Source organism: Streptomyces sp. NBRC 110035, from assembly GCF_000829695.1.
In the GTDB taxonomy this organism is placed as follows: Bacteria; Actinomycetota; Actinomycetes; order Streptomycetales; family Streptomycetaceae; genus Streptomyces.
The window spans coordinates 1-11,848 of the sequence record NZ_BBNN01000054.1 but is presented as its reverse complement, the minus strand read 5'-3'; the positions used below and the strand labels follow the sequence as shown (position 1 = coordinate 11,848).

The following is an 11,848-nucleotide window of genomic DNA, read 5'->3' as shown; positions in this document are numbered from 1 at the left end:
TGGGTTGGAGTAAGAAGTCATCTCATTTGGCTCGGTAGGCTGTCGGCCGTGGCAGGGATCGTTGAGCGGCTGGTGCCGGACGAGTTGTGGGAGCTGTTCCAGCGGGTGGTGCCGGAGGCGCCTTCGCGGCCGCAGGGTGGTGGCCGGCGTCGGCACGGTGACCGTGAGGTGCTGGCCGCGATCGTGTTCGTGGCGACGTCGGGCTGCACGTGGCAGCAGCTGCCCGCCGCTTCGTTCGGGCCGTCCGGAGCGACGGCGCACCGCCGGTTTGCCGAGTGGACCAAGGCCCGGGTGTGGGCCAAGCTGCACCGCCTGGTCCTGGACGAACTCGGCTCCCGCGGCGAGTTGGACTGGTCGAGGTGCGCGATCGACTCGGTGAACATGCGGGCCCTGAAAAGGGGGACCTGACAGGTCCGAATCCTGTCGACCGGGGCAAGTACGGCTCGAAGATCCACCTGATCACCGAGCGGACCGGTCTGCCCCTGTCCGTCGGAATCTCCGGCGCCAACGTCCACGACAGCCAGGCCCTGATCCCGCTGGTGAAGGGCATCCCTCCCGTCCGCTCTCGCCGGGGTCCCCGTCGACGCAGGCCCGGCAAGCTCCACGCCGACAAGGGCTACGACTACCGCCACCTGCGGCAATGGCTGTCCCAGCGCGGCATCACCCACCGCATCGCCCGCAAGGGCATCGAGACCTCGCAGCGGCTCGGCCGGCACCGCTGGACCATCGAACGCACCATGGCCTGGCTCGTCGGCTGCCGCCGCCTCCACCGCCGCTACGAGCGCAAGGCAGAGCACTTCCTGGCCTTCACCAGCATCGCCTGCACCCTTATCTGCTACCGCAGACTCGCCAAATGAGATGACTTCTAAGTGGGCACACAGCAAGACTGCGCAGATAGCTATTCAAGTAGCAAGTGGTGTGCCCTCCTATGGGTGAGCCCCTCACCCTCAGAGCGCCAGGCGCGGGCGGCCAGCTGGGGCGCCCTGCTATCGCGGGCGTGCACAGGTTGCGGTGTGTCACGCCTCGTTTTGCCGAGTGCGACACGGGTCGTGAGCTGCAAAAACACGGCAGAGGCGTTTGGAATTCAGCGCTGCGGCGTTTGGGGGCGTCGCATGGCATGAGGCCTGAGCTGCGATGACGGAATTTCCGACAGATCCCACGAAGGCGGGGCTTGATCGAAACCTTGCACGGAACTCGGTGAAGTGCCCGTGGCCAGGTCTGTCTGGCAAGCCCTGAGCATCCTGGAGGCGACCGCTGTGGCGTGGAACAGGCTGGACCTGTTGACATGCCGCAGCGCCCGCCGGGACGCTCGATCCACAGGGTACCGGATCGGGGCTCGGGCGGGCGCTGGTGCGGGTGGGGCGGCGGTGGGGTGCTCAGGCGGTGGGGCTCGGCAAGGGTGGCCCCTCTTCGTGGAGGGGCCCGGCTCGTCGAGTTCTGAGCGAGGACGAAACCGGGGGTGAGGAGCCTCTGGGCCTCGACACCGTAGGAGGTCAGGCGCCCGTTCCACAGTGAGGCGTCGAGCTGGGAGTGGCCCGACCCGGCGTCGCTGCGGTAGGGGCGGGCGAGCTGGTGGGTGCGGGTGTACTCGGGGGTCTGCCGGAGGTGCTCGGCGCGGTGGAACCCGCGCTCCTCGTCGTTTTCGCCGGCCGGGCGTTCACCGGCACGGCCTGCGGTGGCGACGGCGACGCGGTGGAGACGGGCCCCGCGGCGGCAAGGGATTTCCAGGACGTGTACCGGCGGTAGGTGCGGGTGCCTCGCCCTTCCCGTCCTCTGATCGGCACCGGGCACCGGGACCGGTTCCGTCGTACCGTCGGCGAAGGGGACCTTTTCCGTGATGCGTCCGTTGGCGGCCCACGGTTCATGGATGAGGCGTCCTGGCCGGAGCGTCTCGTGGAATTGCGGTTCGTTTCCTTTGCGCTGTTTGTTGATGACGAGGCCGCCGCGCCGGGCGATGGCGTCTCGGTGGGTGCCGCGGAAGGCACCGTCGTAGAGGACGCCCGTGCATCCGGGGGATCTGTCCACAACGGGCGGTCTCCAGCGGTCGGTGCAAGAGCACCGAGGAGCCCCGGCCGAGGTATGGCTCGGGGACGGGCGCGGGTACACCGACGTCACGAGAGCCCGCCGCACCGTGCCGGGTTGCCTCGCACGGTGCAGTGGACGACTCTGCTGCGCAATTCCGGGACGTCTCCGTCGAGGGGACCGTGACCTGTGACAACCCGGTGATCGTCGCGGCCTCCCCGGTCGGTTTCTGCTGCCCGGCCGCATCGCGCAGCAGAGTCGCGGACGGGGACAAGGCAGCCCCTCTGTCCAGGGCTCAGCCCAGTCCGCAGCGGTCGAGCGAGGCACGAACCCGGTTGAGCCCCTCCGCTCTCCAGCGGTCCCGGTCGGGCATCTGGTCTTCCCGGCGCCAGCGCCAGGCCGAGAACATGGCCCAGTCCACGGCGCGGCACCGGTGGATCAGGTCCTGGTCAGCCCCCGCATAGTGCTTCTCCACCTCGTCGGGCGCATGGGCGAGGTCGAACTCGACCGGCCCACGACAGCACGTGGCGAGGTCCACGAAAAGCGGCCCCCTCTTCGTGTTGAGGAGGTTGCCCGGATGCGGCTCGCCGTGCAACAACTGGTCGTCGGCCTTGTTCACGCTGATCGCGGCGCTCAGTTCACTCAGTGTGCGGCTGAGGAGTTCCCGGTCGGTGTCGGGCAGTTCGGGGGACTGCTCCCGGTCGTTCACCTCTCTCAGTGCCCCGGCGACCCGATCGGTGAAATGCGGGGCGTTCAGATCGACCTGGCGCAGGGCGGCGTGGTGCCGCATGAGCACGTCCGCGTAGTCGGCAGGAGCGATCGCCGTTTCCACAGGTTCGTAGTAGGTCCACAACGAGACGGCGAAGGCATCGCGCACATAGACGCGGCTGTCGACCCGGGGCTCCAGTTCGGCCAGCGGAGCGTCGACCTCCGCGAGACGGCGAGCGACCTCCACTTCGAACTCGGAGTCGGCCAGATGCCCCAAAGGTGCGACCCGGGCCAGAACATCGCAAGGGACCAGGCGCAGCGCGACGCGGTCCGAGTTGTTGACGACGACCACATCGTCGACCCGAAGGCCCAGGTCCGAAGCGGTCGCCCGTCCTGCCTCGACTGCGCGACGCAGTTCCGAAGGCTCCATGTCATTCTCCTCATCGTCGGGTACACATACACGTCCGGGGACGACAACGACGCTCCCGATGCCTTCGTGACCATCATCCAGCACCCGGCACCGGAGAGAGCCGCTCCCAGTCGGCTCCGCTGTAAAGCCGGACGCCCAGCCCCGGGGCAGCCGCCTCGGCCAGCACCGCCAGCTCGGCACGGTCTCCCTCGTCGACCAGGGCGACCGCGTCCGCGCCGTTCGCCACCGCGTCCTGAACGGCCGGCAGCGGGTCGTCCGACCCCGGCACGCGGACGACGAGAAGGCCGGTCATGTCCGCCGTCGTCGGCCCGCCGTCGAACCTGCGGTAGACATCGACGTAGTCGACGTTCCGGGACGGGTCCATGCCTGGCACGAGACGCTCCAGCGCCGAGGCATCCTCGTGACTGTCCACGAAGCGGCGGAGGTTGGCCTTCCATCCGGCGAACCGCTCGGCTGTCATCGTGCGGTCATGGTGCAGGTGCGCGCCCGAGGCGGCGCGAGAGTACGCCCATTGCGCGCCGTGCCCGGCGAGTCGGTGGGCGAGCTCCTGGTCTTCGAGGCCCCACCCGACGAACGACTCGTCGAATCCGGCCGGCGCGGCCCGCTCCAGGAACCACCGGTCGACCGACACGTTGCATCCGTACGCGAGCGACCAGGGATGGGCCAGACACGCCATGTTGTAGGAGTAGACATCAAGCAGGGCCTCGCGGCTGTCCCGGCGGAGTACGTCGCCGCCGGCCGGGTCGGTGACGCCGGGCGGCAGGTGGTGGCGGCCGCCGACCACCACGGTATCGTTGGCGGCCTCGTGCAGGCGCAGGTGCTCGGCGAGGAAGTCGGGCTCCACGAGCATGTCGGAGTCGAGGAAGACGACGACGTCGCCCGTCGCCACCTGCAGACCGGCGTTGCGGGCGCCGCTACGGCCACGCGTCGCGCCGAGCGAGACCACCTGAGCGCCGCCGGCCGCCGCGACGGCAGCGGTGTCGTCGGTCGAGCCGTCGTCGACGACCACGATCTGCACGTCACTGGTGCAACCGGCCGCCGCGGCCGCCAGCCTCGGCATGACCAGGCCCAGTTCGTCCTGGCTGCAGCGAGCCGGTATCACCACCGACACGGACCGCCGTCGCCGGCCCAGCGTCACGTTCACGCGCTCGTGCAGCCGCGAGACGGTGTCGTGCAACGACCAGGAGCTCCGGTTCCAAGCCATCATGCCGAGCCGCAAAGATGCCTCTGGCCGTGCGGCGTCGAGTTCGAGCCCGGCCAGGTCCCGCCGTGCGCGCTGCGCCGGTGACGCCCACAGGTGAAGGCGCAGCGCGGCCCGCGGGAACGCCTGGCCGGCGCCACGCCCTTCGACCACAGCGTCATGGCTGCCGACGAACCGGCGTACTTCGGCGGTGACGGCCGCCCGGACACGCGGGTCGTCCGCGAACGAGTCGGCGCCGGCCGCGCCGGGCCCGTGCAGGCCGTCGATCCGCCGGCCCTTGTACGTGGGGTGTGGGTGGCCGCCCGATGCCCGGTCGGCCCCGGACCGGATGTCGTCGACGGACATCCGGTCGCCGGTTCGGCGGTACACCACGGCGCATGCGCGGTACAGCTCGTCCATCGAGCACCACCGCCAGCCGAGCCGGGCGGCCAGGGCGGCGGCCACCGCTGTCCTCCCCGTTCCGGCCGCCCCGTCGACCGTCACGACGCTCGCCGGCGGCCCGCTCCCGGCCCGGCCCGCCACCGGCGGTTCAGCCGGCCGCATATGCCTTGGCCTGGATGCCGTACAGCTGCGCATAGCGTCCGCGGATCGCGAGCAGTTCGTCGTGGGTGCCGGATTCGGCGATGCGTCCGGCGTCCAGCACCAGGATCAGATCCGCGTCGGTGACCGTGGAGAAGCGGTGCGAGACGATGACGGTGACGGTCCCGGTCCGTGCGCTCAGTTCACGCGCGCGGGCCATGTAGCGCTCGAAGATGGCGTGCTCGCTGGGCGCGTCCAGCGAGGCGGTGGGTTCGTCCAGGACGAACAGCAGCGGCGTCCGCCGCATCGAGGCACGGGCCAGTGCGGTCTTCTGCCACTGCCCCTCGGACAGATCCACGCCGCCGAAGCGGCGCCCGAGCTGGGTGTCCATGCCCTCGGGCAGGCGCTGGACCAGCGTGTCGGCGTCGGCTGCGCGGATCGCCTCGCGAACCGCCTCGTGGTCGTCGAGCCGCTCCACGTCGCCGAGTCCGACGGTCTGCCGGAAGCGGATCTGGAAGCGGCCGAAGTCCTGGAACGCCGCGCTGGTGCGGGCGTGCCAGTCCGTGGTGACCAGACGGGCGAGGTCGATGCCGTCGACCCGGATCGTGCCGGCGTCCGGCTGGTACAGCTTGCACAGCAGTTTGATCAGCGAGGTCTTGCCGGAGCCGTACTCGCCGACGACGGCGACCACGCTGCCCGCGGGCAGGTGGCAGTCCAGGCCGTCCAACGTGGCCCGGCCGGTGCCGGGATACGAGAAACGCACGCCCTCCAGGGTGATGCCCTCGCGCAGTGCCGCCGGCACGGGGAGGTCGCCGGCGTCGGCGTCCCGCTCGCGGGCGGCGTACGCCTGCAGCCACAGGTACGCGTCGACCACTCCCGCGCTGCTGGCCGTGCGGCTCACGCGGGCCACGGTCATCTGGATCGAGTCGCGCAGGGTCACCGCGATCGTGATGGCCAGCACCACGTCGCCCAAGCTGCCCTGACCACGGGCGGCACGGTCGAGCAGCATGACGAGCCCGCCGACGAAGCCCGCGGTGAACAGAACCCAGCCGACGACCTTATGACCCGCCGCCCGCAGGCGCGCGCGGATCCGTCCCCGGACCGCCTCGTCCCAGGCCCGCGCCTGCACCTCGGTGACCGCGTGGCCCGCGCCGGAGACCCGGATCTCCTTGCCGCCGACTGCCTCGGTGGCCAGGTTGAACAGGTGGCGCTGCAGCCGGAACACCTCGGCGGTGTCCGTCTCCGCCTTGGCGACCGCGCGCTGGCCGCGCCGGTCCAGCCACAGGGGCAGGGCTGCGAACAGCAGCAGGAGCAGCAGCCACGGGCTCACCGTGCCGAGCAGCAGCAGGGTGAGCCCCAGCCGGACCGCGCCCGCCACCACGTCCACCACCGTCCAGGCTCCGTAGACGAGGCTCCACCCGCCGGTCTGGACGACGGTGATGCGGTCCAGGACTTCGGTGCGTTCCAGGTGGTCCAGCGCGTCGAGGCCGACGATCTCGCCGTTGATCCGCCGGGTCATGTCCAGCGCACCGACCGAGTCGACCATCAGGATCGTCAGCGTGAAGTCCAGGTTGAGCAGGTACGCGGACAGGGCGTACGCGGCCGCGGCGCCGGCACCCGCGGCGGCGGCGCCGGTGACGTCGCCGCGCACGATGCCGTCGACCGTCGCCTGCAGGGCCAGCGCCGTGGCCGCCACGTTCACCGACGACACGGCCTTGACGGCCAGCAGGCCCGTGGTCCGCCCGGGGTACGCACGCCGGCACAGCCCCAGCAGCTCCAGCCAGAGGTGGAGGTATCGCGACCATCCAACGGGGACGGCCGGCGCCGTCACGGTCATAACAGTTCATCCTCCTCGATGCGGTCGTCGTATCCCCGGTTGAACCGGTCGGCCTGGATCGTGAACATCTCCGCGTACCGGCCGTCGGCCGCCATCAGCTGCTCGTGCGTGCCCGACTCCACTACCCGTCCGCTCTCCAGCAGCACGATCCGGTCCGCCTGGCGCACCGTGGACAGCCGGTGCGAGATGAGGACGACGCTCGCGTCCCCCTTGTGGGCCGCCAGCCGCTCGAACACCTCGAACTCGGTGCGCACGTCCAGGTGGGCGGTCGGCTCGTCGAGCACCAGCAGCCGCGCACCCGTCCGCACCGCGTACAGCGCCCGCGCCAGTACCACCTGCTGCCACTGGCCACCCGACAGGTCCACCCCGCCGGTCCGGGTACGCGCCAGGGGGGTGTCCCAGCCGTCCGGCAGGCGGTCCAGCACCTCGGTCAGGCCGGCGTCACGCGCTGCCGCCCGGACCGCCGCCGGGTCCACCGGCACCGTGGCGTTGCCCAGGGCCACGTTGTCCGCCGCCGACAGGTGGTAGCGCACGAAGTCCTGGAACACCACCGCGATGTGCCGCCGCCACGCCACCGGCCCAAGCGCCGCGATGTCCACCCCGTCCGCGGTGATCCTGCCCCGGTCCGGCTCGTACAGCCCCGCCAGCAACTTGATCAGGGTCGACTTGCCCGCGCCGTTGAGCCCGACGATCGCCACCAGCTCACCCGGCCGGATCTCCAGGTCCAACTCGTCGAGCACCCGCCTCGACGACCCCGGATAGGTGAACCCCACGCCCTCGAACCGCACCGGGACGGCCCTCGGCGCGGCGTCCGGCCGCGCCTCGGGGGCCGCGGCCGGCGCGCCCGGTCCCAGCTGCGCCCGCAGTTGGTCGAACGCGTGCAGACTCGCGATACCGCCGATCACGTCCCGCGGTTCGCCACCGAACGCCCGGTACAACGCCGCGCCGGCCGACAGCACCGCCATGGCGACCGCGAGCGACCGGTGTCCGCGCGCCGCGGCTTGCGAGACCGCCAGGAAAGCGACCGTCATCGGAACCAGCAGCAAGGCCAACTGCCGCCATTGTGTACGGATCTGATGCTTCGCCACGGCGAATACCGGGTCGTACAGGGTGTGGATGTGCTCCTCGGTGCGGTCCAGCGCCCACTCTCCCAGACCGAAGACGCGGATGTCCTTGCCTTCGCTCGGCGACACGATGGCGTCGTACCAGAGGCCTGCGCGCAGCGCCGCACCGCTGTTGCTGCGCCAGGCGCGGTACCACCTCATCGAGTTCATCCGCACGAGCTGCTGGTACAGGACGGCCGGCAGCACCAGCACGGGGATCAGCCACCACGCGTAGGCGGCGAGCACCACGGACGAGCTGAGCATGGTGACGGCGCGTCCGAACTCGGCGAGTTGGGCCACCGCGCCGGCGCCCGGCGTGCGTTCGGTCCAGTTCTCCGGGTCGGCCCGCGCGAGCCGGATCAGTCGTTGCACCTCCGGCCGCTCCAGCGCGTCGATGGTGTGGCTGGTGGCCGTGAGCCGGGCGACCGCGGCCCGGTGCCTGCCGTCGACGCGCGCCTGTGCGGCGTAGAACAGCGGATCGCGCACCGCCTCCAGCACGTGGCCGAGCAGCAGCACGCCCGCGAACACCAGCAGCGGCGCGGCGGCGGCGGCTGTCGAGCCCGCCCGCACCTCCTGCACCCGGTCGAGGAGGTAGGCCAGGGCGACGGCCGTGGCCGGAGGCACCACGCTGATCAGCATGATCTGGCAGCAGAGCAGGGTGACCAGACCAGGGCCGGTGCCCCGCAGCAGGGCCAGCAGCCGTAGACGGTCCCGTACAGCGCTCGTCATCGGCGGCGCTACCTCCGCGGATTCGACGGCGCGGCCCCGGGCCGGGCAGGCAGTCTCCCGTACGGAGCCGCGTTCCGCAGGCCGCCCGCGCCGTCCGGGTACGCGACCCCGTCCGCTTCGACGAGAGCGGCGATGTCCCGTACCCGCAGTTGTTGCATGGTCGGCACGACAAGGTCCGCTCCCGCCCGCTCCAGCTCGTGCGCCCGCGCGGCCCCGGTGGCGACGCCGACGCAGCGCACGTCGGCCGCTCGGGCAGCGCCGACATCGCTGGTCGTGTCACCGATCAGAACGACGCCGGTCTCGCCGAGCACCTGTCCTCGCGTGCCGGCAGCCAGGCGGACGGCCGCCACCGCGTCCCGCCGCCCGCGCGGCCCCGGTGGCGACGCCGACGCAGCGCACGTCGGCCGCTCGGGCAGCGCCGACATCGCTGGTCGTGTCACCGATCAGAACGACGCCGGTCTCGCCGAGCACCTGTCCTCGCGTGCCGGCAGCCAGGCGGACGGCCGCCACCGCGTCCCGCGAGATGTCCGACCGGGCGCCGTGGGTGTCGCCGAAGCCGCCCAGGGCTTCCAGGCCGGTCAGCCCCGTGGCGCGCATCTTGCAGGCTGCCACCGCGCGCGCGTTGCCGGTGGACAGCCCGACGATCACTCCACGGCGTCGCAGCTCGGTGACCAGCGCCGCGGTTCCGGGGAGCAGTTCGTGGCGGCTGTCGAGAGTCTCGGTCGCCGCCGCGACCAGGTCGCACATGTTCTCCACTATGGTGGCGCGCAGGCAGGGCAGCTCCGGGGCGGGCACACCTGCCGTGCGCAGGACGAGATCGACGGTACCGGCGTCGGTGCAGCCCGCCAGATTGTTGCCGTTGACGAACAGGTCACCGCCGTCGTAGCGGAATTCGGTGTGAATGCCAGAAAACCGCTCGATCGCGGTCGCCATCGATCCCATGTGCACGCGCTGAAGGGAGGAGCCCGGCCGCAGCAGTGTACCGTCGATATCGAAGACGACGGCTGCTCCCCGGCCGGTGCCGGGCCATGCCACGTGGTCCATACCGTCCCGTCCGTCCATGGATTTGATTCGCCGCATCACCGTACCCGAGTTTTCCGGCGCACCGTTGCCGTGGTGCTGGTCAACGGCATTGTTTAACTGCTGATAGGGGGCAGTTGAACACCTTGACAAAAGTCGCCGGACTCGCCTGTGTGCCCTTCTTGGAGAGTGCGTTGATCGCTGTTCTCCCGAAGATCCGGCACTCGTAGCATGGCGGCCGGACCCCACCACGAGGAGTCGTTCGGTGTCGCACAGTCATGACGGTCAGGATCACGATCACCGCGCGTCGCCGACCGGCCGGCCCGAGGCCCTCGACGCGGCGGTGCCGGACGGCGGGCGCGCACTCCGCTGGCTGGCCGGGGACCACCACGTGCACACCCGGTACAGCGCGGACGGTGTGTACCGGGTGATCGACCAGGCCCGACACGCGAGGGCCTACGGCTTGGACTGGCTCGTCATCACCGATCACGGCGGGAACGAGCACAGCAGGATCGGTGTCGACGCGGTGCATCCGGAGATTGTCGCCGCGCGGGCCGAACTGCCGGACCTGCTGATCTTCCAGGGGCTCGAATGGAATATCCCGAATGCGGAGCACGGCACGGTTTTCGTGTCACCGGGGCCGAACGAGGTGACCGTGCTCAAGGAATTTGAGCAGGTTTACGACGGCTCGCAGATATCGGCCACGCACTCCGCGGAGCAGCGCGAGGCGATGGCGGTCGCCGGTATCGCTTTCCTCGGCGAAAAGGTACGGAAGCGTCACGTGGACGCGGCGCTCATGCTGGCCAATCACCCCTCCCACCGGGGGATCGACTCCCCGCACGAGCTTCGTGCCTGGCGGGACGCGGATCCGAGTGTGGCCATCGGTATGGAAGGCGCTCCCGGCCATCAGGCGGGGGGCATTCCGAAACCACACGGATTCGGTGGCGCCCGGGGCTGTTACTATCTCAACCCGACTGCGGCGTCATTTCCCGGATATCCGTTGGAGGCCTACCGGTCGTGGGGCGGATTCGACTGGATGACCTCGACCGTCGGCGGGCTGTGGGACAGCCTGCTCGCCGAGGGCCTGCCCTGGTGGATCACCGCCAACTCCGACTCCCATGCCGTCCACCTGGACCATGCCGGGCCCAAACCTGGCAGCGACTTCGCCGCCAACGGCCGCAACGACGATCCCGTGTACTCGCCGCTGCCCATCATCGACGGTGACTTCTGGCCCGGCTTCTACTCCAGGACCCATGTCGGAGCGGCGGAGTTCGGGTACCGCGCCGTCATGGACGGCCTGCGCGCCGGCTGTGTCTGGGTCGATCACGGTGGCCTGGTCGACTCGATCGATACGCGGGTCCGGGTGACCGGCGGCCCGCCCCGCTCGGGGGCCGTGCTCGGCGGCACCCTCACCGTCCCGCGCGGTACCCCGGTGGAACTGGCGTTGGAGATCGAGCTTCCGGTGGTACCGAATCGGGCCCAGTTCGTGCCGCGGCTGGCCCGCGTCGACGTCATCCAAGGCCAGGTGACCGGCCCGGTGGCCGACCGTGACACCTTCACCGCTCCGCGGACCCGGGTGGTCACCTCGTTCGAGGTCGGCCCCGGCGCGCGGAAGCTCTCGGTGCGCTTTGACCTGGGGCCGGTGGACGAGCCCTTCTACGTGCGTCTTCGCGGCACCGACGGCAACCGGAGCCAGCCCGGTCCGATGGGCGCGGACATCGATCCCTACGGGCCCGCGCTGGACGTGGACGGCGATCAGGACCCCTGGACGGATCTGTGGTTCTACGCGAACCCGATCTGGGTGCTCCCCCGATGAGCCCGGGCTTCCCCCGGTCGCAGCGGCACGGCGGAGGCGTTGCGGCGCCGGAGGCCGGGACGTACGCCGGCAGCGGCCTGTCGGAGAAGAGTTGGAGGTGCTCGCGAGCTGGATCGGCCCGAGCGCCTCCTTCGTCCTCGCGGACGGCGGGGAGATCGCAGGCTGCGCCCTCGCCCTGCCCCGGCTCCGCTTCCCGGACCTGGTCCGCGCCGACACGAGGTCCTTCGCCTCCCCCCACCTGCATCTGCACGACCTTGTCGTCGCACCCGGTCGCCGCCGACGGGGGCTGGGCGGGCTGCTGCTGAACCATCTGACGACCGAGGCGCGTCGGCAGGCCTACGCGGTCGGCAGGCCTGCGCGACAGTGCCGCTCGTCGCCGTGGGCGACGGCGCCGGTTTCTGGGCGGCGCACGGCTTCCTCCGGTATTCCGGGATCATGGAGCCCTTCCCAGTAATGGATCATG

At 70.8% G+C, this 11,848-nt stretch carries 10 protein-coding genes; 4 read left to right on the top strand and 6 right to left on the bottom strand.

The genetic code is table 11. From position 1 onward, the window contains the following. The first annotated feature begins 57 nt into the window (after nt 1–57). A protein-coding gene (locus TU30_RS34940; RefSeq protein WP_370626739.1) for an IS5 family transposase occupies nt 58–857 on the top strand; the annotation gives its coding sequence in 2 pieces (ribosomal slippage) (nt 58–406 and nt 406–857; 801 coding nt in all). Between the two features lie 673 nt (nt 858–1,530). Next, a complete protein-coding gene (locus tag TU30_RS36300; RefSeq protein ID WP_158719398.1) occupies nt 1,531–1,746 on the top strand; it encodes a hypothetical protein in 216 nt (71 codons plus the stop codon). Nucleotides 1,747–2,317: 571 nt separating this feature from the next. Here TU30_RS36300 and TU30_RS30625 read toward each other — a convergent pair. The 6 genes from TU30_RS30625 to TU30_RS35820 all read right to left on the bottom strand — a co-directional run bounded on the left by TU30_RS30625 (nt 2,318) and on the right by TU30_RS35820 (nt 9,584). Next, the gene (locus TU30_RS30625) at nt 2,318–3,160 is read right to left on the bottom strand and encodes a phosphotransferase (protein ID WP_042176366.1); all 843 of its coding nucleotides are present in this window, start codon (nt 3,158–3,160) and stop codon (nt 2,318–2,320) included. A gap of 73 nt (nt 3,161–3,233) precedes the next feature. Beyond that, a complete protein-coding gene (locus TU30_RS30620; protein ID WP_267889359.1) occupies nt 3,234–4,904 on the bottom strand; it encodes a glycosyltransferase in 1,671 nt (556 codons plus the stop codon). Continuing rightward, nucleotides 4,891–6,717, bottom strand: coding sequence for an ABC transporter ATP-binding protein (locus tag TU30_RS30615; RefSeq protein WP_042176364.1), 1,827 nt, complete (start codon nt 6,715–6,717; stop codon nt 4,891–4,893). The genes TU30_RS30620 and TU30_RS30615 overlap by 14 nt, the downstream gene beginning before the upstream one ends. Next, complete coding sequence (locus tag TU30_RS30610) at nt 6,714–8,549, bottom strand: ABC transporter ATP-binding protein (RefSeq protein WP_042176362.1); 1,836 nt, start codon at nt 8,547–8,549, stop codon at nt 6,714–6,716. The genes TU30_RS30615 and TU30_RS30610 overlap by 4 nt, the downstream gene beginning before the upstream one ends. Before the next feature lie 8 nt (nt 8,550–8,557). Beyond that, a complete protein-coding gene (locus tag TU30_RS30605; protein ID WP_042176360.1) occupies nt 8,558–8,860 on the bottom strand; it encodes an HAD family hydrolase in 303 nt (100 codons plus the stop codon). Continuing rightward, entirely contained in the window at nt 8,826–9,584 is a 759-nt protein-coding gene (locus tag TU30_RS35820; RefSeq protein ID WP_158719397.1) for an HAD family hydrolase, read from the bottom strand. Before TU30_RS35820 ends, TU30_RS30605 begins: the two co-directional genes overlap by 35 nt. A 250-nt stretch (nt 9,585–9,834) precedes the next feature. Here TU30_RS35820 and TU30_RS30595 point away from each other — a divergent pair, with 250 nt between their 5' ends. Beyond that, nucleotides 9,835–11,385, top strand: coding sequence for a PHP domain-containing protein (locus tag TU30_RS30595; RefSeq protein ID WP_234308039.1), 1,551 nt, complete (start codon nt 9,835–9,837; stop codon nt 11,383–11,385). 97 nt (nt 11,386–11,482) lie between these two features. Beyond that, on the top strand, nt 11,483–11,839 hold the full coding sequence (locus TU30_RS36295) for a GNAT family N-acetyltransferase (RefSeq protein ID WP_158719396.1): 357 nt from the start codon (nt 11,483–11,485) through the stop codon (nt 11,837–11,839). Nucleotides 11,840–11,848: the final 9 nt, after the last annotated feature.

What these genes read in the sequence shown, in the direction of transcription:
- TU30_RS30615 (WP_042176364.1), bottom strand. Translation starts at nt 6,717, where the DNA reads ATGACCGTGACGGCGCCGGCCGTCCCCGTTGGATGGTCGCGATACCTC.
- TU30_RS30620 (WP_267889359.1), bottom strand. Translation starts at nt 4,904, where the DNA reads ATGCGGCCGGCTGAACCGCCGGTGGCGGGCCGGGCCGGGAGCGGGCCG.
- TU30_RS30625 (WP_042176366.1), bottom strand. Translation starts at nt 3,160, where the DNA reads ATGGAGCCTTCGGAACTGCGTCGCGCAGTCGAGGCAGGACGGGCGACC.
- TU30_RS30610 (WP_042176362.1), bottom strand. Translation starts at nt 8,549, where the DNA reads ATGACGAGCGCTGTACGGGACCGTCTACGGCTGCTGGCCCTGCTGCGG.